Annotated in this window: 24 protein-coding genes, 1 tRNA gene and 1 pseudogene; 8 read left to right on the top strand and 18 right to left on the bottom strand. The window is 43.4% G+C overall.

Annotation, left to right across the window (positions count from 1 at the left end):
* Positions 1-134 precede the first annotated feature (134 nt).
* Together V7L31_RS08060 and V7L31_RS08055 are read right to left on the bottom strand one after the other, a co-directional pair.
* The gene (locus tag V7L31_RS08060) at positions 135-1,529 is read right to left on the bottom strand and encodes a hemolysin family protein (RefSeq protein ID WP_334695757.1); all 1,395 of its coding nucleotides are present in this window, start codon (positions 1,527-1,529) and stop codon (positions 135-137) included.
* Positions 1,530-1,598: 69 nt separating this feature from the next.
* Positions 1,599-2,300, bottom strand: a complete 702-nt coding sequence (locus V7L31_RS08055; RefSeq protein ID WP_179065449.1) for a hypothetical protein — start codon at positions 2,298-2,300, stop codon at positions 1,599-1,601.
* A 300-nt stretch (positions 2,301-2,600) separates the two neighbouring features.
* On the opposite strand from V7L31_RS08055, the gene V7L31_RS08050 reads away from it, so the two are divergent.
* Positions 2,601-2,673: transfer RNA gene (locus V7L31_RS08050), tRNA-Ile, on the top strand.
* 116 nt (positions 2,674-2,789) lie between these two features.
* Here V7L31_RS08050 and V7L31_RS08045 read toward each other — a convergent pair.
* The gene (locus V7L31_RS08045) at positions 2,790-3,224 is read right to left on the bottom strand and encodes a hypothetical protein (protein ID WP_179065448.1); all 435 of its coding nucleotides are present in this window, start codon (positions 3,222-3,224) and stop codon (positions 2,790-2,792) included.
* A gap of 100 nt (positions 3,225-3,324) precedes the next feature.
* On the opposite strand from V7L31_RS08045, the gene pyrE reads away from it, so the two are divergent.
* Positions 3,325-3,948 carry an orotate phosphoribosyltransferase gene (gene pyrE, locus V7L31_RS08040; RefSeq protein WP_179065447.1) on the top strand — a complete coding sequence of 208 codons (624 nt, stop codon included), beginning with the start codon at positions 3,325-3,327 and terminating at the stop codon, positions 3,946-3,948.
* Between the two features lie 508 nt (positions 3,949-4,456).
* On the opposite strand, the pseudogene V7L31_RS32565 reads toward pyrE, so the two are convergent.
* The 8 genes and pseudogenes from V7L31_RS32565 to aroF form a co-directional block, all read right to left on the bottom strand.
* A pseudogene (locus V7L31_RS32565) lies at positions 4,457-4,567 on the bottom strand (AbrB/MazE/SpoVT family DNA-binding domain-containing protein); the annotation flags it as partial.
* Between the two features lie 48 nt (positions 4,568-4,615).
* Entirely contained in the window at positions 4,616-4,909 is a 294-nt protein-coding gene (locus tag V7L31_RS08035) for a DUF2442 domain-containing protein (RefSeq protein ID WP_334695756.1), read from the bottom strand.
* Between the two features lie 3 nt (positions 4,910-4,912).
* On the bottom strand, positions 4,913-5,173 hold the full coding sequence (locus V7L31_RS08030) for a DUF4160 domain-containing protein (protein WP_190935550.1): 261 nt from the start codon (positions 5,171-5,173) through the stop codon (positions 4,913-4,915).
* 155 nt (positions 5,174-5,328) lie between these two features.
* Entirely contained in the window at positions 5,329-6,732 is a 1,404-nt protein-coding gene (locus V7L31_RS08025; RefSeq protein ID WP_334695755.1) for a ferredoxin:protochlorophyllide reductase (ATP-dependent) subunit N, read from the bottom strand.
* A 176-nt stretch (positions 6,733-6,908) separates the two neighbouring features.
* Positions 6,909-7,694 carry a DUF5331 domain-containing protein gene (locus V7L31_RS08020; RefSeq protein ID WP_334695754.1) on the bottom strand — a complete coding sequence of 262 codons (786 nt, stop codon included), beginning with the start codon at positions 7,692-7,694 and terminating at the stop codon, positions 6,909-6,911.
* 32 nt (positions 7,695-7,726) lie between these two features.
* Complete coding sequence (bchL, locus tag V7L31_RS08015) at positions 7,727-8,593, bottom strand: ferredoxin:protochlorophyllide reductase (ATP-dependent) iron-sulfur ATP-binding protein (protein WP_196528135.1); 867 nt, start codon at positions 8,591-8,593, stop codon at positions 7,727-7,729.
* Between the two features lie 983 nt (positions 8,594-9,576).
* The gene (locus tag V7L31_RS08010; protein WP_099103731.1) at positions 9,577-9,831 is read right to left on the bottom strand and encodes a TIGR02450 family Trp-rich protein; all 255 of its coding nucleotides are present in this window, start codon (positions 9,829-9,831) and stop codon (positions 9,577-9,579) included.
* A 226-nt stretch (positions 9,832-10,057) separates the two neighbouring features.
* Positions 10,058-10,927, bottom strand: coding sequence for a 3-deoxy-7-phosphoheptulonate synthase (gene aroF / locus V7L31_RS08005; protein WP_334695753.1), 870 nt, complete (start codon positions 10,925-10,927; stop codon positions 10,058-10,060).
* Between the two features lie 981 nt (positions 10,928-11,908).
* Between aroF and V7L31_RS08000 the strand changes: the two genes are divergently transcribed.
* The 4 genes from V7L31_RS08000 to V7L31_RS07985 all read left to right on the top strand — a co-directional run bounded on the left by V7L31_RS08000 (position 11,909) and on the right by V7L31_RS07985 (position 14,797).
* Positions 11,909-12,403: a hypothetical protein gene (locus tag V7L31_RS08000; protein WP_334695752.1), complete on the top strand. Its 495-nt coding sequence runs from the start codon at positions 11,909-11,911 to the stop codon at positions 12,401-12,403.
* Between the two features lie 188 nt (positions 12,404-12,591).
* The gene (locus tag V7L31_RS07995; RefSeq protein ID WP_334695751.1) at positions 12,592-13,239 is read left to right on the top strand and encodes a pentapeptide repeat-containing protein; all 648 of its coding nucleotides are present in this window, start codon (positions 12,592-12,594) and stop codon (positions 13,237-13,239) included.
* Between the two features lie 179 nt (positions 13,240-13,418).
* Complete coding sequence (locus V7L31_RS07990) at positions 13,419-14,273, top strand: DUF72 domain-containing protein (protein ID WP_334695750.1); 855 nt, start codon at positions 13,419-13,421, stop codon at positions 14,271-14,273.
* 83 nt (positions 14,274-14,356) lie between these two features.
* Positions 14,357-14,797: a hypothetical protein gene (locus tag V7L31_RS07985; protein ID WP_334695749.1), complete on the top strand. Its 441-nt coding sequence runs from the start codon at positions 14,357-14,359 to the stop codon at positions 14,795-14,797.
* A gap of 240 nt (positions 14,798-15,037) precedes the next feature.
* Here V7L31_RS07985 and V7L31_RS07980 read toward each other — a convergent pair whose 3' ends face one another.
* The 5 genes from V7L31_RS07980 to V7L31_RS07960 all read right to left on the bottom strand — a co-directional run bounded on the left by V7L31_RS07980 (position 15,038) and on the right by V7L31_RS07960 (position 18,175).
* Positions 15,038-16,045: an aldo/keto reductase gene (locus V7L31_RS07980; RefSeq protein WP_334695748.1), complete on the bottom strand. Its 1,008-nt coding sequence runs from the start codon at positions 16,043-16,045 to the stop codon at positions 15,038-15,040.
* A 24-nt stretch (positions 16,046-16,069) separates the two neighbouring features.
* The gene (locus V7L31_RS07975) at positions 16,070-16,348 is read right to left on the bottom strand and encodes a hypothetical protein (RefSeq protein WP_334695747.1); all 279 of its coding nucleotides are present in this window, start codon (positions 16,346-16,348) and stop codon (positions 16,070-16,072) included.
* Positions 16,349-16,418: 70 nt separating this feature from the next.
* Positions 16,419-17,162: an SDR family oxidoreductase gene (locus V7L31_RS07970; RefSeq protein WP_334695746.1), complete on the bottom strand. Its 744-nt coding sequence runs from the start codon at positions 17,160-17,162 to the stop codon at positions 16,419-16,421.
* A gap of 24 nt (positions 17,163-17,186) precedes the next feature.
* On the bottom strand, positions 17,187-17,711 hold the full coding sequence (locus tag V7L31_RS07965; RefSeq protein WP_334695745.1) for a cyclophilin-like fold protein: 525 nt from the start codon (positions 17,709-17,711) through the stop codon (positions 17,187-17,189).
* Positions 17,711-18,175: a (R)-mandelonitrile lyase gene (locus V7L31_RS07960; protein WP_334695744.1), complete on the bottom strand. Its 465-nt coding sequence runs from the start codon at positions 18,173-18,175 to the stop codon at positions 17,711-17,713. The genes V7L31_RS07965 and V7L31_RS07960 overlap by 1 nt, the downstream gene beginning before the upstream one ends.
* A gap of 170 nt (positions 18,176-18,345) precedes the next feature.
* Here V7L31_RS07960 and V7L31_RS07955 point away from each other — a divergent pair, with 170 nt between their 5' ends.
* Complete coding sequence (locus V7L31_RS07955) at positions 18,346-19,290, top strand: AraC family transcriptional regulator (protein WP_442944378.1); 945 nt, start codon at positions 18,346-18,348, stop codon at positions 19,288-19,290.
* A gap of 401 nt (positions 19,291-19,691) precedes the next feature.
* Positions 19,692-21,896, top strand: a complete 2,205-nt coding sequence (locus V7L31_RS07950) for a PAS domain S-box protein (RefSeq protein WP_334695743.1) — start codon at positions 19,692-19,694, stop codon at positions 21,894-21,896.
* A gap of 168 nt (positions 21,897-22,064) precedes the next feature.
* On the opposite strand, the gene V7L31_RS07945 is transcribed toward V7L31_RS07950, so the two are convergent.
* Both V7L31_RS07945 and V7L31_RS07940 read right to left on the bottom strand, forming a co-directional pair.
* Positions 22,065-23,636, bottom strand: coding sequence for an adenosine deaminase (locus V7L31_RS07945; protein ID WP_334695742.1), 1,572 nt, complete (start codon positions 23,634-23,636; stop codon positions 22,065-22,067).
* Positions 23,637-23,888: 252 nt separating this feature from the next.
* Complete coding sequence (locus tag V7L31_RS07940) at positions 23,889-24,635, bottom strand: DUF6920 family protein (RefSeq protein ID WP_334695741.1); 747 nt, start codon at positions 24,633-24,635, stop codon at positions 23,889-23,891.
* Positions 24,636-24,738: the final 103 nt, after the last annotated feature.

The raw sequence follows: 24,738 nt of genomic DNA, 5'->3' as shown, positions 1-24,738 counted from the left end.
TCATCACTCCTAAGGGACTTCCAAATAAAAAATATACAATTAACTCCTGTGGGGTGGGCGTCTCGCCCGCCCAGTCTGTATGGCAGGCAAGATGCCCACCCCACAATATTGAATAATTTATTTCTTGGAGTTCCCTAACTCTCAACCCCTAACTCTTGTAATCGTCGCAGTTGAATTTGATGCAAGCGTGGGCCAACAATTGATATCACAGTGAATTCGAGATTTTGATAACAGAATATTTCGCCAATGGCCGGAATTTTCTGTAACTCATACAGCAAAAAGCCCCCTAGTGTTTGGTATTCTCTGGTCAGGGGCAAATTGAGATGCAAAACTTCATTGAGGTCTTCGAGGTTGATTTGTGCCTGCACCAAAAATTTCTGCTCATCTAACATCTGAATCAATAATTCGTCGCTGTCTTCAGGAACGCTTGGATCGCCAATAATTTCGGCAATGACATCTTTGATTGTCACTAGTCCTACAGTACCGCCAAATTCATTTACAACCATGACCATAGCGGGTTTCTCTTGCTGCATCATGGGCAAAAGTTCACTCAAAGGCGTGTGTTCTGGAACAAACCGGGCGGGACGCATCCAAGGTTGAATCTGGGTCTCTAAACTGAGTTTTCCTACAGCTAAAGGTTGCGCCAAATCTTTAAAATAAACAATGCCGCGAACATCATCTAAAGATTCACCAATCACGGGATAGCGGGAGTAACCAGTAGAAGCCATTTCCCTGAGTAATATTTGGAAAGTCGCGTCTTTTGGCAGCGTGATAATACTGGTGCGGGGGATCATCACATCTTGGGCCATGACATCGCCAAACTCAAAAACATTATTGAGCAATTCTCGCTCTGCACGCTGTAAACCAGTAGATCCCCATTCTGTAGAGATAATCAGTTGCAATTCTTCAGGAGTTACAGGCGGCCTCCAGCCTTGACCTGTGTATTGGATGCCAAAAATTCGCAATAAAAAACGAGTTGATTGGTTGAGAATCCAGATGAAGGGACCAAAAAAACGCACGATCGCTTTTACTGAAGGCCCCAAAAACCTTGCTAGCTGCTCTGAGTACAACATAGCTAAGGATTTGGGGCATAGTTCTCCGATCACAATTTGCAAATAGGCAATTAAGAAAAAGGCTATGGGAATTGATAGGGAATGTGCCAGGAAAATAGTCATACTAACTGGTAAAGGCCAGGATCTCAACCAGGTATTAATCAGCACCACAATCGTACTTTCGCCAATCCATCCCAGCGCCAAACTAGAGAGGGTAATACCTAACTGGGTGGTAGATAACAGTCGGTCAATACTGCGTTGTAGCATTTCTACAGCGATCGCAGGAATATCCCCAGCCTTAACTAACTGGTGAATACGCGATCGCCGCACACTGACCATCGAAAATTCCGCCGTCACAAAAAAGGCATTTATGGCAATCAGTAGTAGCACTGATAACAACCGCAGCGCCACGTCTGTCCAAATTAAATTAGGAAAACCACTCACTGCCAAAGCTCGTGTAAAACTCACGTCCTCCATTTAAGGGGATTGGGGATTAGAGACTAGTCTCTAGTCCCCAGTCCCCGATCCCCAGTCCCCAGTCCTCAACTACCTTCCTACCGGAATATTCGATGCCTCTAGCTTCAATTGTTGAGCAGGATAATCAGTAAGAGCAAGTGATATTTTCTTGACATCATCAAGTAAAGCTGTGGGAATGCTCACTGTACCTGAAAACGCTGGCCCATTTACAGGCAATTCTGTTGGTAAGCCTTCTGTACTCGCACTTAGGGTTCGTCCTTTGTCATCAGTAACATCTAAAAAACTATACAGGAAGCGCACAGAATCCTTACCTTTGTTCTGCATTTTCACTTTCAGTAGCAAATCACCACCAGAGTAGTGAGCAGATTGCACAATCATGGTTACACCCTGACTTTGGGCAGTAACGGGAAAACCTGGCAGGGGTTTTTCTTCAACCACTTCTGGGGGTTTTTCCTCTGGCTTCTGCTTGCTGCTATTGGTTTCTTCATCATCTTCCTCTAGCTTTTCAGACTTAGCCGCCTTGGTCTTACCCTCAACTCGTGCCTTGACAATTTTCAGAATCTCTTCCTCTTTTAATAGCACTAGCCCCCCTTGTTGGGAGCTATTTGCCTTATTGCTGGCAAATTTGGTTGTGGGACGCCCATCTGGTGTAGTAACGCCTTTAAGTGCTGAACTCCCTAGTTCAAAGCCCAAAAACGCGCTCACAGAGCCGGCTCCCATCATCAGAATTAGCAAAATCAAAGTAAGAAGTACAGTAGAATTTATTTTCATCGCTGACAAGCTATCACAATAGAATGCTGGTCTATTTAAGAATAGTGAAGCTTTTGACCTCAATCCTTAAAGGAACTTAATCAATATTAGTTTGCACTATATCTATGATCAAATTATGTAGTATAAAAAGCTGGGAAATTATTGTCCACTCTTCACAAGCAGGAAATTTGTGATATAATTACGGAATTGGCTAAACTCAGTGTGTGAGATATTTTCCTCACTCTAAAATTAATTAGCAAATAAAGTTGACCTAAGAGTTAAAGCAATTTACTCATAGCAACCCGAAACCCAGCAAAACATGCGCCTTTGGCCGATTGGGGAGGCAGCGAACTCATAATTCGCCTTAAGGCTGGTTCGATTCCAGCAGGGCGCACTAAATCATCGAAAATCAGTAATAGAGGATATGGGGCATTGGGCACGGGCACTTGTAGTGAGCGTTGCTGAAATGTTGGTTAGTAATTATTCTCCCATCCTCCCCATTCCCTAATCTTACCGAGATGGTAAAGTTTCAAACCTGAATTCAGTTCCTAGTTTGAGTTTGTTGCTATTCAAACGAGGAGACATCATTAGGGATGTGTCATAAGGATTTGGTAAATCAGGAGTGCGAATATAAGGATCGTTGCCGACTTGCTGAGTCAGGACATCATGATATAAAGTGTTAACCAGTTCGGCATCGTGGGCAATTTCATTTTCTGGGAAAGAACCACCGAAACTGGAACCAGATCCGAGTAATGAGTCTAGCTGACGCTTGAGGCTGCCATTTTCGTAGAAATTGCGATCGTGACTAAAATAAGCTCGTTCAAAGACATCACTCGTCGTTTCATAATTGGGTGTTGCCGTTTGGGCAGATGCAACAGAGGGAAATGCAATACCAGCAGCAAGCAGCACTAATAAACCACCAAAGGTTTTGAATTTTATACCCACGTTTCTGACTCCTCAATTTTTGGGCAATCTTAATTTATGCTTAAGTTCAGAACTCTGATAAGTTCAACCTTTGGTGTAGCACAATTTTTAATGTTTTGTAATGACGTATCCTACTGAAACTCTTACCCACTCAGATATTTGGGCAACCACTCCTGATTTGACCATTTTGCGCCACAAGTTACTAGATTTATTTTGTCAACTTGCTTATCAAGAGGGTGATTTTCTCCTCTCTTCTGGGCTGCGTAGTTCTTATTACGTCAACAAGACACAGGTAACACTCCATCCTCAAGGCGCTTTGGCAGTTGGACGCTTGCTGTTTCCTTTGTTACCTGTAGATACACAGGCTGTAGGTGGTTTAACAATGGGGGCTGATCCAATTGTGACAGCAGTGAGTATAGTTTCGGTTTATGAAAACCGACCGATACCAGCGCTGATTATTAGGAAGGAAGCCAAGGGATACGGGACGAGAGCTTATATAGAAGGCCCTAGTTTACCTGAAGGTGCAAAAGTAGTAGTTTTGGAAGATGTGGTGACAACTGGGCAATCTGCTTTGAAAGCTGTTGAGCGTCTTAAGGATGCAGGTTATACGGTAAATCAAGTAATTTCACTAGTAGACAGAGAGCAAGGGGGAGGCGAGTTGTATCAGTCAGCCGGGTTGAAGTTTGAAACTTTGTTTTCGATTCAGGAAGTTCAGGAACGCTACCGACAACTTGCGAATTCATAAATAAGAGGACTTGTATTAATTCGTAATTCGTAATTCGTAATTCGTAATTCGTAATTACGAATTGGTATAAGTTCTGAAGATGAAATATCAGTTTTAGTTATCGATTTTAGCAAATCTATTTGGTTTTAATTGTTTAGCAAACATACTTTAGTTAAAAAATAGCGATCGCTATTAGACATAATAAAACTCGCATTAGTATTAGCTGAATTGTTAGACAACATATCAATAGGGGAATACTGAGTAAATGTTACCTGGTTAAGGGAACCCAATAACTCTCCAATTCCAGCACTAAGTTCTTCCCCTAACAATTTACTCAACCTTGTTTTCTCCTGTGCAAATCTTGTTGCATCTGGGGCAAATGCTGCTGCTACAAGACAAGGATTAGCTGATGTTAGTGGACGCTTAGGCGGAGTTGATAGGTTTTTTGAGTCATGGTGAGTTCTGGAGTTAGGGAATAGAAACTTGTTAGTTTTTTGAATCAGGTTTGAGCCAGTGTTCTACTTTTAAATCACGATTCCTCTACACCTTGGCGAATTGCATTATCCATATCCTCAAGAGTTTTGGGTTTACCTTGATATTTTAAGCAACCTGCTACATCATCTAATTTAGTTGGTGAAAAAAATTACTAGGCTTTAATAAATCACCAACTTCTGGAATTACTTCTGTTTTAACTCCAACTTTTTTCATATTCTTCCAGATTTCTATAGGTGGGAATAGATTGGTTAGTAACCACAGAATAAAGAACATCTGGGTCTAAATCTGCGCCATTATCCCAGTGAATTGTTCCCCATTCAGCGTTAAGTTTAACAGTTTTAAAATAGTTTAAATCTTTTAAAGGTGCAAAAATTCCTGTAAATTCGATTAGCTGGTTAACATCAACAATACCTTCTTTTCCGTCTTCAAACTTCAAATAGAGTTGATAGTTATCGTGAGGAATAACTTCTATAATGTCTTTAAGCATAATTCACTCTAATGGTTGAATTTTTTCTAAGGGATTATTTTCTCTTGCCAGTTGCCAGTTTTCTCTAAGTTCTGATTGGTGCATAGCTGCCCATTCAATTACTAAACCAAGAACTCTAGGAGTGAGTTTGCCTTCTAAAATTGATAAGGTTTCTATATCAATAATTGCCTTTTGCTTATTGTAGCGGACATGGAAATGAGGTGGCGGATGGTCGTTATAGTACATGGTAATTATAATCCCTAAAAAACGACAAATTTCAGGCATCAGATTAACTCCTCAATTATCCTGTCTATTCAGCAATACCTACATGATTGTAAATATTTATAGTAGCTCTCACTTTGCGCCTCTGTAAGATAAAAAAGGCGAACTTTTTGGGTTCGCCTTAATCATAATGCTGTTGCTAAATCCAAATTCAAATCCTAAATCTTCGCTTCTTCTCTCACCAACTTATCCCAACCCAAATCTTTCAAATTATTATTACGACGTAGCGGACGAGTCACCAACTCTAACATGTCACGCGCATTCGTAAAGCCGTGAATTTGAGCAAAAGTGAACTCCACAGACCATTTTGTATTAATACCGCGTGCTTCCAATGGATTAGCGTGCGCCATACCAGTAATTACCAAATCTGGTTTCAACGCATAAATTCGCTGAAGTTGATTGTAATTATCCGGCTTCTCTACAATTCTTGGCAGAGGTGAATTCATTTCCTGGCAAGTTTTCTCCAACAATGCCAACTCAGCAGCTTGATAGCGCTTATCCATGTAGGGAATACCGATTTCGTGAACTGTCATCCCACAACGGATTAAGAATCTTGCTTGGGAGATTTCCAGCAAGTTATCACCCATGAAGAATACAGACTTACCGCGAATCAGTTTCACGTAATCTTCCAAACCTGCCCAAATTTGGGCCTCCCGTTCATCCAAACCCTTGGGAGTAATACCGAACACCGAGCAGATTTTCTCAATCCAAGCGCGAGTACCATCGGGGCCAATGGGGAAGGGTGCGCCAATGAGTTTACACTTGCGGCGGCGCATTAAGGTGGTAGCTGTACGGCTGAGAAAGGGGTTGACACCAGCGACATAATAGCCTTCTTCCAGTACTGGCAATTCTGTGAAGCGCTTCGCGGGTAGCCAGCCGGAAACTTTGATGCCTTGTCTCTTCAGTTCTAAGGTTAACTGAGTAACTACGGGGTCAGGAAGGGAACCAAAGAGAACTAAGGGTGGATGATCTACGTACTCAGATTCATCTTGGGCAACATCTTCTTTCTTTTTACCGAAGTTTAGCAATTTAGCGATCGCATTTCGTTCAATTTTCTCAGTTTCCGCCACCGGAGACTTATCAGGACAACGGTTAGCCATAGCAGCTAACACGGTGTCTTCCCCTTGGGTGAAGGCGTAATCTAGACCATTTGCCCGCGCGACAACGATGGGAATCCCAATTTCGGATTCTAGCTTCGGTGCTAAACCTTCCAAATCTGTTTTGATAATTTCGGTGGTGCAAGTGCCAATCCAGACAATTACACTAGGATTGCGATCGCGTTTAATCTGCAAGCACAACCGCTTTAACTCTTCATAATCACTCAGCTGTGCGGAAATATCGCCTTCTTCCAACTCTGCCATTGCATAGCGGGGTTCAGCAAAAATCATCACCCCCATCGCATTTTGCAGGAAGTAGCCACAAGTTTTTGTCCCAATCACCAAAAAGAAGCTATCTTCAATTTTTTGATATAACCACGCCACGCAGCTAATTGGACAAAAAGTATGGTAATTCCCAGTTTCACATTCAAAGCTTAAAGCTTCTGGTTGTTGAGCGACAGTCATTTTGGTTTTTTCTCCCCTTGATATTTAATGGCAGTTCAACCAATTTTAGATTTTAGATTGATAATTTTGGATTGAAGGCTGGGACAACAAAAGTATCCGCTGTCTAACGACAATTTCCCTAATTCCTCATCCAAAACCCCAAATCTAAAACTTAAAATTGCGAAGAACGACAATAATTAAGCATTGGGGAAGAGGCGGGCAATTTCTGATTCATCAAAAACGCCTGCTGGCAGTTCTTCCCCCAAAAAATCGTTATTTTCTTCAGCCTTTTGCAAAGCTGTTTCATCACCCCAGACATCTGATAACACGTCTTTAAACGCATTCTCATCTAGTGGACTATCTTCAAGCGCTTCTTCTTCATCCAGCTTTACTTCGATTGCGGCGGTTGAATCGAAAGCAATTTCCCCAAACTCATCTGCTTCTAAACTAGAGTTTTCAAGAGACTCATCTTTTGAGTCGTGTCCGTTGGTTAAGGAAATATCGCCAAAGGCATTTTCAGTTTCCTCCAACTCGCCAATCCCCAGACTTTCATTATCGGAATCCAGGATTGCGAATTCTGGAACTACCGCCGCCGCAAAGCCATTTGTATGAGAATGTGTCAATGTTTCATCTTCAGGCTTTTCGTCAACGATAGCTGCCGCTTCTTCTACGTATCTCTCAACATCTGGGTTGCCGACGAAGCGATTACCGAGAGCTAAATCTGGGTCAAAATGTAAATCCAGCACTTCAATCAGAGTATCAGCGTCAGGATTGAGCTTGGCAAAGGGCAACATTAACTGCGCTAGCTTTGGCTCTAGGGCGTTAAGAACTCCCAGGATGAGGTAAGAAGGTGGTCGCTTCCCACCATCAGGGGTGTACACTGATTCCACTTCCATGTGCAGGGTAATCCAGTCTCGATTATTCTGGAAAAATTGCAACCACTTTTGTTTTATTGAATCCGTAAAGCTGTGAAAGAAAGCCATATTATTGTCCCCCATCCTGAGAACTTGGTGATTTATACAATCATCAAGTCTAGTTCTTCTTCTGAATTAGGAACCTGGGGTTTACCCGGATTTAGATAAAAATCGGACAATAAAGAGAACAACTCCCGATCTGGTGTATCGTTAGGTACAACACCTTCGGGACGCGCCAGAATTTGGTCGGCGATGTTGAGATAGTAGTCGCAAACGTAGTCTAGGGAAGGATCTTGCTCTGCCATCTCGAACAAAGTTTTGCCTTTCACGCGGGAAACACGGATATCTTCAATCAAAGGTAAAACTTCCAAAACTGGCATGGGCACAGCTTCTATATATTTTTCAATCAAGTCGCGCTTGGAGGTGCGATTGCCAATTAACCCGGCTAAACGCAGTGGGTGAGTTCTTGCTTTTTCGCGGACTGAAGCAGCGATCCGATTGGCAGCAAATAAAGCATCAAAGCCGTTGTCTGTAACGATCAGGCAGTAATCTGCATAGTTGAGTGGTGCTGCAAATCCACCGCAAACTACGTCACCGAGAACGTCAAAAAGAATTATATCGTATTCATCAAAGGCGTTGAGTTCCTTAAGTAATTTTACGGTTTCACCGACTACGTAGCCGCCACATCCAGCACCCGCAGGTGGGCCACCTGCTTCTACGCAATCCACACCGCCGTAGCCTTTATAAATTACATCTTCTGGCCAGACATCTTCGTAGTGATAGTCTTTTTCTTGGAGGGTGTCGATAATTGTCGGAATCAAAAACCCAGTCAGGGTAAAGGTACTGTCATGTTTGGGGTCGCAACCAATTTGCAGCACTTTTTTGCCACGTTTAGCTAGGGCGACGGATATATTACAGCTAGTTGTGGATTTACCGATACCACCTTTTCCGTAGACTGCTAGTTTCACTGTTGTTTCCCTCTTATAGCTTCTTGTCAAACTTGTGGCTCAAACATTTGCCTTCACCTTTCCTGAGATGGCGATGCGTGAGGTCTGTTGATGTCATTATTGGGCAAATTACCTAGAAAAGAAAGTGGGTCATAATTTGTAAAACGGTCTTATCCGATGAATTAAAGCTTAATTAAGTTTATTTAGGTTTTTATGAACCATAAAGACTTTAAAAGCTCTAAAAATACGTCATAAAAAGTTTTTATTACTTCTTTTTATAAAAATAGTTACAAAATACAAAAATATAAAACTGGCTTTTTTGAATTCTTTTCATAGAATTAGCTGATGTTATGACAACGTGTTTTCAAGGCATTGGGGCGCAGGGACGATGTGAAAGAGAAGTATAGGCAGCCTGATGCTGGAAATATTACCGGAATTTGCGTTAGCGTAGCTCACCTAAGGTATCGCAGATAAATCACAAGTTTTCAGCCGATAGCCAAGACCGTTTAATTGCTGCTTGAGAGTAAGTTAGGCTGATTTTGTAAAAAATTATTAATTTGCCAAATGTTTTCCAAAAGCCAAGGCAATAGAATGAGATTGTTGGTCAATTCACGGCGGCTTTGACTCCTTACCCCTAAAACATTGGTTTGGCGTTGCTTTCCCGCCCTGAAATAAATTTCGGGCTAATAGCTAAAGTCCGTTGAAACGGACTGAAATTAGAGTAAGGGAACTCCAAGAAATAAATTATCCAATATTGTGGGGTGGGCGTCTCGCCCGCCCTATAGACTGGGCGCGCAAGATGCCCACCCCACAAGAGTTAATTGAATATTTTTTTATTTGGAAGTCCCTAATGAGGAATGATGGGTTAGACCCCCTATTAGTTCGCCAATAGTCTCATAGAATTCGCGGCTACACAAAGCAAAGCCCACCTCCGTGGGCTAAGAGAACAATTTTAGAGTGTGCGTAAGTCCTGAAATTTCTTTCAGTCGGGCTATTTAAGGTAATCAGGACACCTCAGTTTCAAGTCCGTGGATTTCCTGTAATGTTTGCCAGCCAGCTTGCCACTGGGAGTTATCTTGTAATAATTTGGCATTTATCCAAAAACGGACTTTCGGATCGCAAGCAGCAACCATTTCGGCGTAAACCCACTTAGCCTGATTTTTACGATTGACAACTTGGAAGTGCCTCCAGCCATCAACTTTTTGCTGTGCCGTCCACTTAGAACCAACTAGGTAAGGAAATTTTTGTTTTTTAGTCATTTGTTATTTAGTCATTAAAGGCATCATGTAAAAATAAATTGAACAATTTACTAAAAGTGTAGGTATAGCTGGGGACTGGGGACTGGGTTGAAAGTAGGTTTTATCATCAGTTAATGTCTTAACCTCCAAGTCCCTTGCTGTAGTTCACGGAAGCGATCGCTGTTTGTCTTTAAGCCAAAAGAAATTTTTTGACTCACAGATACAAGCAATCGCCCCCAACTGAAATTTAAGCCGCACAAAAAATCGGGGCAGGTTTCAAGCCTGCCCCAACATCTGATATATTGCGTCCTACGGCTGTTGCTACAGGCTTTAAGCTATTAACTAAATGCACCATATCTTCTAGAGAAAGTGCTTGACGAGCATCAGAAACAGATTTTTCTGGTTCCGGGTGACATTCAATAATTAATCCATCAGCACCGCAAGCGATCGCAGCCCTAGCCACAGGTGCTACCAACTCTCGTTTACCCACAGCATGGGAAGGATCTACAATTACAGGCAGATGAGTGATTTGCTTGAGTGCTGCCACTGCCGCTAAATCTAGGACATTACGGGTGTAATCATCGAAACTGCGGATACCTCTTTCGCACAACACCACATCAGGATTTCCGTGGCTGAGAATATATTCAGCAGCCATAACGAATTCTTCAATAGTTGCTGCTAAACCACGCTTGAGTAATATTGGTTTACCAGCTTGTCCTAAAGCTTTGAGCAAGTCGAAGTTTTGCATATTGCGGCTACCAACCTGAAGCATATCAGCGTGGGCGGCGACTACTTCAATTTGGGAAATTGACATCACCTCAGTGACAATCGGCATATTGTAATGTGATCGCACCCTTGCCAAAATCTCTAATCCTGCTTCACCCATACCCTGGAAAGCGTAAGGAGATGTGCGGGGTTTGTAGACACCGCCACGCAACCCCTGTACTGATGAAGTAGATAGTTTTTGGGCGACTATCTCCATTTGCTCTAAACTTTCAACAGTACAAGGCCCGCCGATAATTACGAGTTCTTCACCCCCGAAAGCGACTTTTTCTGAAATTTTAACGATTGTCTGGTGATTAGGATGAGATTGTGCGGCAAGTCTAGCATTAATCATGGTTTTATCTCTTGAAAAGTGAGGGATTGGGTATTGGGGACTGGGTATTGGGGATTGGGTATTTGGAAAACTTTTTCCCAGTCCCTAGTCCCCTGTCCCTAATCCCCACTCCCCGATAACAACAAAAAAGCCCGAAACCTTTAAGAGTTCCGGGCGCGTTCTGATTCATTGGCATGACGCTATTTACCCGGAACTTAGTTTGGGCCAAAAGTAAAAGCTATAAAACCAGCTAGTGAAATTAAGTCATGACAATGAAATTCTCCTTAAAAAAACAAAAACCGCAGAGTTCGCTCTGCGGTTCACCGGGGGGTTTCCATTAGGAAACTTAATTCACTCCCGGTGAACCACCCTAAACCAAAAATAAAAGTAGGAATTTGTGTTAAGCATTTGCGGGGCTTTTGCTGGAAATTCTAAAAACTATGTCTATCTAATCTAACATTATCAGGAAGAAAAAGCAGTGTCAACACCTCCACAAACTATAAAAAAGCGATAGACTCAGTACAATTGTGGGGATCAAGACTAGTAAAGCTTTGCAAAATTTCAAATCACGCTTTGTACTAATTATACAGTGAAGTGCTAGTTGCTTGTTTGTGTAGACAAAGAAAGCGGCTTGTCATTAGACATCTGGTGAAAAAGAATGTAGAGACATTTTCTAATGGATAGAATACAGCTAACTCAAGTAAATCAGTGAGGACTCTAAGTACAGCCCACCACAAAAAGAGTATGAAATTTAATCATTCGTAGGTTGGGTAGTAGCTTGCCTTCTCGTAGGGGTACGTAGTGTAACCCAACATCAACCCTCGATATTTCCGAACCAGCAGAAGTTAACAGAGCCAAGATTGAAAAGTTAAAATATATAATTCTCCTGACTTATGACCTCATCTTGTGAAAGCTTATTGCAGACAATTGACAATCGCCATACATTATTCTTACCAAAGTCCTCATTGACCAGATCAAATTTTTAGGATCATCAATTTCATTATGCCTAGTTCCAAAATCTTAGCCCAATCTTTCGACTATTATGGAGCTTACCCCTGCCCAGTCTGTCGGATAGGTAAGATTTCTCACATGCCATTGATGGAAGCTATGGCTTGTGACTTTTGTCAAGAAATTTTTACAGTCAACCTAGAATTACAACAAATCAAGATGCCTTCTAGGCAACCACCCTTAACTTGGCGTTGGAATGGGTTAAGTTGGACAGAAGGCCAGTTAGAAGGTGTGGAATTAGGTTGGGGTTATGGACTAGCAGCAGCAGTTTTTGTAATTCTGCCTACTACTCTAATTGGCATAGTCGCTTACTATTTTCCTGCTAATCTCAAGGAACCCATAACCTGGATGCCATATATTTGGACGATATTAACTTTTTTATCACATCTATCAATTATTGTTTGGATTTTTATTGAAGTCTATCAGATTCCAGTTGCAGCATATTTGAGAGCGATCGCACGATGGAGGAATGGGGAGATGGGGAGATGAGGAAGCAGGGGAGGCAGGGGAAGCAGGGGAAGCAGGGGAGCAGGGAGAAGATGTTTTCCCCTCCGCGCTCTGCACCCTACCCCTCTGCCTCTTTTCAATGCACAATGCCCAATGATCAATAACAAAAGATGCGGCAGATAGATGACTCCATCACTCATAATTAAGTTGATTGTCCACCAAAATATCGTATGAGCGATCTGGAGCGGTACTATAGAGTTTTGGAATTAGAGCCTGGAGCAACACTTGACGAAGTGAACCAGGCTTACAAAGATTTAGTCTTTGTTTGGCATCCCGATCGCATTCCTAAAGAAAATCTCCGTTTACAGCAGAAAGCACAAGACAAGCTGAAAGCCATAAATGAAGCTCGTGAAAAGTTGCGTTCTCTCAAAACCAAACATCAAAACACACATAATTCACCGCCACCTCAACAGGAAAAACCATCTCCAACAACCCAGAAACCACCGAAGCAAAACTCAGACTTGAGTGGCAAAGACTATAGTCGGGCAAATTTGAGCAATAAAGACTTATCTGGCAGAAATCTGAGTTATGCCAATTTGAGTGGTGCTAATCTCAGTGATACTTTTATGCACAAAGTCAACCTCAGAGGTGCGAATTTATCTGAAGCAAATTTATTTCGAGCAAACCTACTTTTAGCGGATCTTAGGGAGGCGAATTTACGCGCTGCTAATTTGATTGGAGCGGATCTCAGTGGAGCCGACTTGCGAGGAGCCGACTTGACGGGAGCGCGGATTCGCTCTGGTGAGCGTCTTCTAGTTAAACTAGTTGGCACTAACTTAGCAGGAGCAATTATGCCTGATGGTTCAATGTATCAATAAGCTAAGGCGGCGCTATGACATAGAGTGTATGAATTACTCAAGCATTTTGAAGTTGAAAATCTAACCTAGTACAGCACGGCGTAAATAAATATGCCATTTCAAACAGGTACAAGCCTGATCTATGCCTACAACCTACCTGTAAAATTGAATGTGATAATACATCAAGGCTTTTAGGCACTGTGAACTTTTTTATCGGTTGTGCTGTTTGGGCATATAAAGGTTGGGTGGGCGAACTCTATCCCCAAGGCACTCGCACTGCCGATTTTCTCCATCTCTACAGTCGTCGCTTCACCACTGTAGAAGGTAACACCACCTTTTATGCCGTGCCTAACCAAGAAACTGTAACCCGTTGGGCTGCCGAAACACCAGCAGGTTTTGAATTTTGTCTAAAATTACCACGAGATATTACCCATCAAGGTTTGCTACAACCTTATATTCCGGCTGCTTTAAAATTTCTGGAGGGGATGCGCCCTTTAGGTAAGCATCTTGGCCCAATTTTTGCTCAGTTACCACCTAGTTATGCACCTGCATTACTTGACGATTTGACCAACTTTCTAGAAGCTTGGCCCCATACAGAAGCACCCCTAGCGTTGGAAGTTCGGCATCCCGACTGGTTCCAGGAACCCCATGCTAGTAATTTGACGGCACTTTTAGAAAAGTTAAGTGTAGGACGAGTATTATTAGATTCGCGCCCCATTTATAGTGGAGATGATGACCCACAATTGCAATCGGAACGACGTAAACCCAAATTACCGTTGCAATTGAGTGTGACAGCACCTTTTACTCTGATTCGGTTTATTTCTCATCCGAATTTATCAGTGAATCAGCCATTTATGGAAGAGTGGGTAAGACAGATTCAGCAATGGTTACAAATGGGAGTGCGAATTTATTTCTTTGTCCATTGTCCAATAGAAGCGCGATCGCCCAGCACAGCCCGTCACTTTCAACAGCTATTGGAACAAAGTGGGACATCAGTTCCATCCCTACCCTGGAATAACCTTGAGCATCCCCCTAATCAACTCAGTTTATGGTGAGTATCTTTAGTACATAATTGGTGTTGTAACACTTTTCTCTGAAAGCGAATTTTTTAAAAGCAGTTTTACCAAAGGAGGTTGAGATGAGTCGTCTTCTTTATGAAAATTCAGTCTCATATAAAGGATATCTCATCATTCCATTTGTTTTTAGCAAAGCAGATAATTACGAGATTTATTCGTATAAATTAATATCTGAAATTGCTCACAGGAGCAAATTTCATAAAGTAGAAAACCCAGTAGGTCTTTATGGAAGTGGTATTAGTAACATCATTGATATTGCTAAAGAGCATATCGATCAAAATTCGGAGTTTGTTCATAGCGGAGATAGTTTTAAGTCTCGCTACATTTACCGAAACAATTTGATTATTATCTTTCAAGAAGAAGACAAATATTTTTATGACCATTACCCACCAGAGTTATTGAATAATATTGCAGCTCCAAAGTTATTCAAATCCGAATATGAATGTCTGAGTTGGATTAAGCAGGGGTTTGATGGGCGATATGTGGGGCAAAGAGCTATTTGAAAAAGGTAGAAGTAAGTCGGACATTATATACAGCAGGGGTGCAGGGGTGCAGAGGAGCGGGGGAGAAAGAAGAAATTTTAGGCATTGCGTTCAGATATTTAGAAATTCCCCTCTGCACCCCTGCCCCTCTGCAATCCTTACGCTGCCTACCCTTCAGCTTAACTTAGTGCCATTCGTCTCTACAAGTGTTTTGTTGCTCATTCTGAACTGTCTTGAACTATAGAACACATTTTTTACCGCTCAACGACCAGTCATTTGCTCCAGCTTTTCGGGGTATCTAGCCCCTTGCACCGCGATCTTGGAGGCGGCGTCATCGATGTTACGCAGATCGTCAGGCGTGAGTTCGACTGAAACTGCCCCGATGTTTTCATCCAAGCGATGCAGCTTTGTGGTGCCTGGGATCGGCACGATCCACGGCTTCTGAGCTAGCAGCCAGGCGATCGCAATCTGAGCAGGTGTCGCCTGCTTCTGTTCGGCAATGCTGCCGAGCAGATTAATCAGCGCTTGATTCACCTTGAGAGCCTCCGGGGTGAAGCGAGGCAAGGTGCTGCGGAAATCGGAACTGTCGAAGGTCGCGTTTTCGTCGATCTTACCAGTGAGAAAACCCTTGCCCAGAGGGCTGTACGGAACAAAGCCGATTCCGAGTTCCTCAAGGGTTGGTATCACTTCCTTCTCAGGAGTTCTCGTCCATAGCGAATACTCGCTCTGGAGTGCAGTCACAGGCTGAACCGCGTGGGCGCGACGAATTGTTTGCACTCCTGCTTCCGAAAGTCCAAAGTGCTTCACTTTCCCTTCCTCAATTAGTTCCTTCACCGCTCCTGCTACGTCTTCGATCGGCACGTCCGGGTCAACTCGGTGCTGATAGAGCAAGTCGATTGTCTCGATCTTGAGGCGCTTGAGCGAACCCTCCACGGCTTCCTTAATATGCTCCGGTCGGCTATTCAATCCGGGCGCACCCGTCATTCCGCGCGGATCGGAATTAGGACTAATATCAAACCCGAATTTGGTGGCAATGACTACTTGCCCACGGAAGGGAGCGAGGGCTTCGCCCACAAGCTCTTCGTTGGTGAACGGGCCGTAGACTTCGGCGGTGTCAAAGAATGTTATTCCGCGATCGATGGCAGCCCCCAGAAGGGCAGTCATCTCCTGTACATCTTTGGGTGGGCCATAAGAAAAGCTCATACCCATACAGCCCAGCCCGATCGCTGAGACTTCTAAATTACTATTTCCAAGTTTGCGCTTTTGCATTTTTTGAACTCCTGTCTTTGAGAATTAAGGTCTTACCATGACTTTGATCGCTTCTCGACTATCCATCAAGGCATATCCTCTGGGAACATCATCGAGATCAACCGTTAAATCGAAAACAGCAGAGGCGTTGAGTTTGCCTGCCACCGTATCGGCTAGCAGTTCTGGAATATAACGGGCAGGGGCAACACCGCCTCGTAAGGTGATGTTTTGTCTAAATAAACGACCCAGATTTAAATTGTGACCGCTACCGTGTGGCACACCCACATAGGCGATCGCTGTTGTCATTGCAGACTCACTGCCCACATACTCCAGTACTGACTCTGTACCGCCCTGGGTGAGGCGATCGCACTCAGTCTAACCACCAGTACTATCCTTACCAAGGCTGCGTCGTTGGGCCAATCGTAAATTCGTTCACGTTTGTGTCTTCTGGCTGGTCAATCGCAAACGCCACAACATTGGCCACTCGATCTGGTGAGATGCCATATTGCTCATACAACGCTGTCATTTTTTCAGCCACATCTTGGTTGGTAATCCGATCTAACAACTCAGTATTAATTGCCGCAGGATAAATGGTCGCAGTACGAATGTTAGTCCCTTCTTGAGCAGATTCCATGCGTAGAACTTCCATGAAATCGCGTACAAACCATTTCGTCCCACCATACACCGCACCACCTGGATAAGCTTTTAATCCAGCAACCGATGAAGTTGCGATCGCATGCCCAGACTTTTGGCTAATAAACGTTGGTAACACAGCAGCGATACCATTTAGTACACCCTTGATATTGACATCAACGGTTTGATTCCATTCATCAGTTTTCAATGCAGAAAGTGGAGAATTTGGCATTATGCCAGCGTTCAAGAAAATAACATCAACGCTTCCAAATGTTTCCTTGGCAAGCTTGACGATCTGGGCGTTATCAGATGGGTTAACCACATCCATCACTTGATAGACTGCTTGTCCGCCAGCTGTTTGAATTTCATCAACCAGTTGTCTCAATTGTTGCTCGCGTCGCGCGCCCAAGACGACTTTAGCGCCTTTGCTTGCAAGCAATTTCGCACTTGCTTCACCAATCCCTGATGATGCGCCGGTAATAATCACAACCTTGTCTTTAATCATCTTATTCCTCTTTTTATTGAGTAACTACTGAGTTCGTTCAATTGTTACTTCTACAGAGCCAGACACATTTAATGCCTCGATGCCACCGTCTATTTTTCCGAGGATCACGAGTCCGTTTGAGTATTCAAAATCTCGATAATAGATCGCCAAATTTCCCCAGGGAGCGTAATAAGCAATATCTCCAACAGCAGGATCGCTCCCTGGGGGTGCATCTTCTGTAGATAATTTTTTTGGCAAATCGCTGACTTTTTCGGTTCTTGCGTAATCTTCTAACGTCAGCGTTAATGGCAGCAGGGAAATAAAATCCTGAGTGGTTTTGCTATCGATCAAAGTGGCTGTAACGACTTTATCTTTGACCTTGATGTTTATCTGCATACTGTCTGCCTGCTTGGTTGATATTTCAGTCGGCATCTTCAACGAGGCACTGCTAGTCATACTTTTGTCGGCACGGCAGGCTGAATAACTCAGGGACATCACTAGGGCGAGAACCAAAATCAGCGTTCTCTGCTGGCAGTTTTTCCCCTTGATGGAAAACCATCTCAAAAGCATTAAGATATTCCTTCATACTGCTCGTTGCTGACCTTTTCCAGCCAGTCCACAGGCTTGCCATCAAGCCATTCCTGAATGGCGATGTGCGTCATGGATGTGGTTGCTGTAGCACCGTGCCAATGCTTCTCACCCGGCGATATCCAGATTGTGTCTCCCGGTCGAATTTCCTCGATCGCACCGCCCCAGCGTTGTACGAGGCCAGAGCCAGCTGTCACGATTAGGGTTTGTCCCAATGGGTGAGTGTGCCATGCTGTCCTAGCACCAGGCTCAAATGTGACACTAGCGCCAGATGTGCGTGCTGGATCGTGTGCCTCGAACAGGGGGTCAACGCGGACAGTGCCGGTAAAATACTCAGCCGGCCCTTTGGCGGAAGGCTGTGAGCCACTTCTTTTGATGTCCATTTTCTTAATTCCTTTACTTGATGCCATTTCGATCGCTAGTAGGCAAGTATCTTGCCCAATCAAAACTGAGTTTTATCTTGAATAAAAATCCAGAATCTTTACAAGAAGCCGAAATCATTTTTCCTTGCTTTAGCTTCATCTTAGGCATTTTGAAGAGCAAGCAATAGGACGATCGTCTATGATTGTTGTACAATCCTGCAAACTTAGAAATGAACGCTGCCAATATCAATTTAATGAACGACCTCCAGACAAAGCGCGAGGCAGACAGAGCGCAAGCTTACAGAGATGAACTGACTGAGCGGATTGCCCAGGCGATTCGTCATGATGGGACGATTGAGCCACTGAAAGGTTTGCACTTCAACCGCGCCTCCTCGCCTTCGGAATGCCTACATAGTGTCTCTATCCCTGCCTTTTGTGCGATCGCTCAGGGCAGCAAAGAAGTTCTTTTGGGTAGCGATCGCTATCAGTACGACCCTATGAATTATCTGCTGGCTACAGTCGAACTGCCCATTATCAGCCAAATTCTGGAAGCGTCTCAGGCGCAACCGTACCTGAGCCTGCGCCTGGATCTTGACCCCGCCCTCGTTGGCTCAGTCATGGTCGAGGCAGGGTATTCCTCATCGCGCAACCGTGCTTATGTGAAAGCGATCGACGTAAGTCCGTTGAATGCAAATCTGTTGGACGCTGTGGTGCGACTTGTCAGGCTTTTAGATTCCCCTGCGGAAGCTCATGTTCTCGCACCACTAATTAAGCGGGAAATTATTTACCGACTGCTAATAGGAGAGCAAGGTAATCGGCTCCGCCATATTGCAGTTCTCGGTGGCTACACCTACCACATCGCCAGAGCCGTCGAGCGACTTCGTAAAGACTTTAACGAGCCGATCAAGATTGAAAACATCGCCCGAGAAATGGGAATGAGTGTCTCTGGGTTTCACCATCACTTCAAGTCTGTCACTGCCATGAGTCCCTTACAGTTCCAGAAGCAACTGCGGCTCCAGGAGGCTCGCCGTCTGATGCTGGGGGAAAACCTTGACGCTACCAGTGCTGCTTATCGAGTGGGGTATGATGATGCCTCGCACTTCAACCGGGAGTACAAGCGGCTCTTTGGTGCGCCACCGATGCGCGATGTGGAGCGGCTGCGAGAAGCTGCGAGGGAGACTGCTAGTTCAATATATTGAAGAACAATTCAGAAAACTGTGGGGGACAAGGGGGACAAGCCTGGATTTCTTACTTGTGAGAAATCCAGTATAAGGAGTGCTGAGTATGGTAAAAGCTATGACCCTGTAAAAAAGTTGTCTTGCAGACAAAGCAACGTGGTAGTTTGGTCATTAGTTATTTTTGGTATTCTTAGCTACTCTCTGTTAATAGGAAACTTATCTGAGCTAAACTGCATTGCTCACATTACTGTAAAAATGAATTTATATTAAAAATTAGCGGATTTATTTGTGACTATTATGTATAAATCATCATCCCAAAAAATCCAGATATTTACAACTATAATAGATTGTATTTTGCTACCAGTGTTATCAAAATTCTTAAAATATTCTCAGTATTTGTTTTTAATCTTTAATCTTAACTAATGGAGGTAATCTGCGGCAGAAGGGGCGATCGCATGAGCAAAAAATGGTATCGAGTCCAAAAGCTAAAAGCTATATTCGTACTAGCATTGGCAGTTGTATTTACTAATGCTGTAGTTTCATATAGCAACACTATGAAGCTGATTCACAACCAGCAATGGGTAATAGACTCATATCAAGTCATTACCCAAATTGAAAGTATCGAATTTGCACTTAAAGATACTGAAACTGCCCAACGTAATTATCTAATTACAGCAGATGCAGATGATCTAAAAACCTATCTTGCAGCTTATCAACAAACTAATAGCAATATTCAGATTCTCACGAAGCTAACTGCTAAAAATCATCAAAAGCAGCAGTGGATTTCTTTGCTGGAACCAAAAATTACCACCAGGTTGAAAATTCTCCAACAAGAAATTTATCTCAGACAAAACCAGGGATTAGAAGCAGTTCGGCAACTAATCTTATCCGATCGAGATCGGCAAATCGGTAAAGAAATCCAACAACTGATTCACGATTCTTTAAAGGCAGAGCAAAATTTGTTACACCAGGGGATGCAGCAGTCACAAGTAAGTTCCCAAAAGGCAATAGTGACATTTTTTATCGCTGCGATTGTGGATTTGGTGCTGGTGGCGCTGCTATATGATTTGTTGTGGCGTTATATCAGACAACTTCAGCAAACGGAACTGGCCCTACGCCAAAGCGAAAATCGTTTACGAGCGATGATAGATGCAGAACCAGAATGCATCCAGTTAATTGCCAGGGATGGCACGCTTTTAGAAATTAATGCAGAAGGGTTGGCAATAATGGAAGTGGAAAGTGCTGATGTCTTAATTGGTAAACCAATTGATACTGTAATTTTACCAGAGTATAGAGCCGCCTTTGCCGACCTGCATAAAAGTGTCTGCCAAGGTAATAAGGGGACTTTGGAGTTTGAAATGGTGGGATTTCAAGGTACTCATCGCTACATGGAAACTCATGCTGTACCACTACGTAACGAATCTGATGGCACATTCATCCATTTGGCACTGACGCGAGATATAACCCAGCAAAAACAGGCAGAACAGAAAATCCGCGAACAAGCAGCGCTGCTGGATGTATCAACTGACGCAATTCTGGTGCGAAATATCTACAACCAAATTTTATTTTGGAATCAAGGTGCTGAACGTCTATATGGCTGGAAGGCTGAGGAAGTTATAGGGAAAAATATTTTACAAGTTTTGTATACAGAGATTTCACCAGAGTTAGAAGATGCTTATTTGAGGGTGATAAATACAGGTGAGTGGCGGGGTGAGTTGCATCAACTAACCAGGGAAGGCAAAATAATTATCGTTGAAAGTCGGTGGACACTGATCCGACATCATAATGGACAACCCAAATCCATTTTGAGTGTGAACACCGAAATCACGCAGCAGAAACAACTGGAAGCTCAACTTCTGCGATCGCAACGTTTGGAGAGTATCGGTACTCTAGCTGGCGGTATCGCTCATGACCTCAACAATATACTATCTCCAATTTTAATGTCAGTTCAACTATTGCAGAAGAAATTGCCCGATTCGCAGAGTCAGCAAATACTACAAACTTTAGAAAATAATGTGAAACGCGGTGCTAATTTGCTCAAGCAAGTCTTATCTTTTGCACGGGGTATTGAAGATAAACGGATAATTGTGCAAATTCAGCCTTTGATAGCAGAAATTGAGCAAATTATCGCTCAAACATTCCCCAAATTCATTATTTGCCAGATAGAGATCCCGAAAAATCTCTGGTATGTTCGTGGAGATATTACTCAACTGCATCAGGTGCTAATAAACTTGGTAATCAACGCCCGCGATGCTATGTCCAATGGCGGTATTTTAAGGATTGCGGCGGAAAATCTAGTGATTGGCGAACATTCTGCCCAGATAAACATTGATGCGAAAGTAGGTTCTTATATTGCGATCGTGGTGACGGATACTGGTATGGGGATGTCGTCGGAAGTCCAGCAACGGATTTTTGAACCATTTTTCACCACCAAAGAAATAGGCAAAGGTACAGGTTTAGGACTTTCTACGGCGCTGGGTATTATTAAAAATCACGGTGGTTTTGTCAATGTCTATAGTCAAATAGGCAGAGGTACTCAATTTACAGTGTACTTGCCTGCCTCTACATTCAGAGACACACATTCCCTGTCTCAAGAACTGAAATCAGTTATGGGAGATGGCTGCTGATATGTGTGTTGCACCTGTAGGCAAGGGCGGACAAGATGTCCACCCCACAAGATTGAATAATTTATTTGTTGGAAGTCTCTCAGTAAAGCTTGCAGGTATGAAAAACTTGATTTCTAATTTGTCGCTGCGGTCAAATAATTTGTTGCTCTACATTTTCATGAAAGTCAATCAAAGCCAGTTCTGCAATGACTCAAACCGAGCAAATTCCGACTCTAGCTGCCATTGAATCTGGGCGCGATCGCTCTTTTGTAAAAAAGCACTGCACCCTTGAGAAACAGAGGTTTTACCAGGGGTATCGCTTGCACAAGCTGAAACTATTGCCTTAAACTCAGGCGACTCCCAGAGACTATTTCCCGGAGCGAAACTATATTCTAAGCTGTTGCGAGCCAGTCGTTTGAGGTCTTTATATCCCAGCTTATATCTTGTTGCCGCTAACAGATACTCATGACTTAAATCAATGCGGGAAACGCCTTCATCATCGGAAGCAAGGGTCATTGGTACTCCAGCCTTCCAATACTCCATAAAAGGATGCTGATCTCCCTGGACATTTAAAATAACCTCATTACTGGTCAGGCAGATTTCGACCAACACGCCAAGTCGCCGCATTTCCTCCATCAACTTGAAGGGACGCTCCTCAAAAAGAATATCCACACCATGTCCAATGCGAGATGCCTGTGCCACTTCTACAGCTTGCCGAATATGAAAACGTAAATCCTCGGTTGGAACCAAACCCAGGGTTAACTCTCCGGCATGGAGCGCGACTTTGACATTGGGATATTGGCGTTTGAGAAATTGCAGCATTTGCATTTGCAGGGTGTAGTCGCGCAGTGCAATCGGGTTGTCTTCTGGGGCGACAAGATTGATACCAACTACCCGCGAATCTGATGAATCTAGTGCAAAGGCATAAGCTAACTGAGCAAACACTTCAACGGGCGACTTTGTTCTTGTCGTTTGCTGCAAATAGCTCACTTTCACTGCACATCCAGGCTGTGCTGATGGAGTACCGCAACCGAGTGTTTTCGAGACTTCGCCCTCCAACTGTGCAAGTTGCTGGCTGCCGAGTGTCACTAGCTTGGTTAATCCTCGTTTGAGCAATTGACGGTGCATTTCTTGGAAATCTTTATTCCAACCAACTTCACGCCCTAGCTGTCGAACCTCGCTGCCCTGAACGGTAAGCATTAACTCTAGATAGGTAATATGCTGCGAAGCTGCGCGATTTGCTACTTCTGCAACCATATCATCTCGACGGCTCATAGAGTCTGATATTGGCCCAAAACCACTAAAAGCCTCGAAAAATTGGTCATGTCCTGATTTTCCAGTAAATCGGAGGTTACGAGTAGACCAACGATTTATTAGGGAATCATAAACAGATGTTCGGTTGAACAATTCTGAGGCGGGAAAATAGCTACTGTCCTGCCCGCAAGCCTTAGGTTCAACTAAAACCTCCGCTTTTGGATTCACACAATACCCATCGCTGGCAGCCCACTCTAGATAGTGTTCTGCGTACACAGCCCCGCTGAGATGACTGTGGATATCTCCTCCCTTCGGCATTCGCTGTACAAATGCTCGTAAAGCAGCTGACTGGGCGCGATGGGCTTCAAACCAACTAGCAGCTTCAGCTTCACTCCGAGTTGAGGACTGCTGCGAATTAGATGGGACTTGGGCTACTACGCTGAAGATAAAACAGCTAGAACTCGTTAATACTCCTAAAAACAAAAATAAGGGCGATCGTCTATGCATATAGATTCATTTTTTCATGACCAGAATTCTCTGGTTAAATTTCCGCATCATTTTAGCCTTTATCTGCGGTAATTAAGCACAGACTTTTTGATATTTAACCGAGTACCGTGGGTTTAAATCCCCCGTTTCAATAATCGGCAAGTTTTGGGTCGAGGTCTAAATCCCCGGACTCGACGCTCGATTACTCGCTAACACAAAATTTAATTACGAATTACGAATTACGAATTACGAATTACGAATTATTTAATCGTTCTACCGATAGATTGCATTATCGATTGTGGCTCGGAAAAACTCGCCCTCTGACTCAAACCGCTCAGTGCCGAAATACCATCCAATTCGCAGACGAGTTGGAATAGTATAGCCGGAGAATGTGCGTTCTTCCTCCATAATTCCACCAAAGTCAATATAATGAAACTCAGAGCCATCAAGGTTATTCCAGCGCGGTAGCTTGAAGGTTTTGAGCCGACCCGTTTGATCGATGGTGAAATCTAGTTCTGCTCTCTCGCCTTGCACTACAAAACTGGAATGTAAATGTGATGAATCCGTTATTGTCCATGACACACGATCATCACAAAACACAGATGGCAAACAGATTGACTCAGATTGAAGACGACCAACCGCAGACCGCGTAATATCGGAACCAGTCGCGGTCATCATGGGGAACAATCCCAGAAGTTTCCATTGCATTGCACCTACACCGTCTATAATCCGATCAGATCCAACAATTGGCAAACCGTTCATCCATGCTGTAGCACTCCAAATCAGTCCATGCTCCCAGCAAATGACCTGTTCTGCTTTGAATGGAATCCAACTTTTTAATTTAATTTCACCATGCATTTGCAATCGAACCGCAGATGCGATCGCAGTTCTAGGAGCGATCGCGTGTTCGAGATATCGTCTTGCTGCTTCTGGTAAATGAGCAAATTCGTCTGAATTAAATACACGATCCTTAGATGTCGCAGAATTCCATAGCGTATTGAGAGAAATCTGTTTAGTCATGATTGCCGCCAGTATTTTTAATTCAGAATTTGATAGATTGTGATGATAAAAATGATTATGAAAATAGATGTATAGCTCGACTTAGTATATTTGGCTAACTAAC

The sequence above is a fragment of the Nostoc sp. genome, from assembly GCF_036916655.1.
GTDB lineage: Bacteria > Cyanobacteriota > Cyanobacteriia > Cyanobacteriales > Nostocaceae > Nostoc.
Note: the sequence above shows the minus strand (reverse complement) of the source record. Positions and strands in the feature narration are given on the sequence as shown.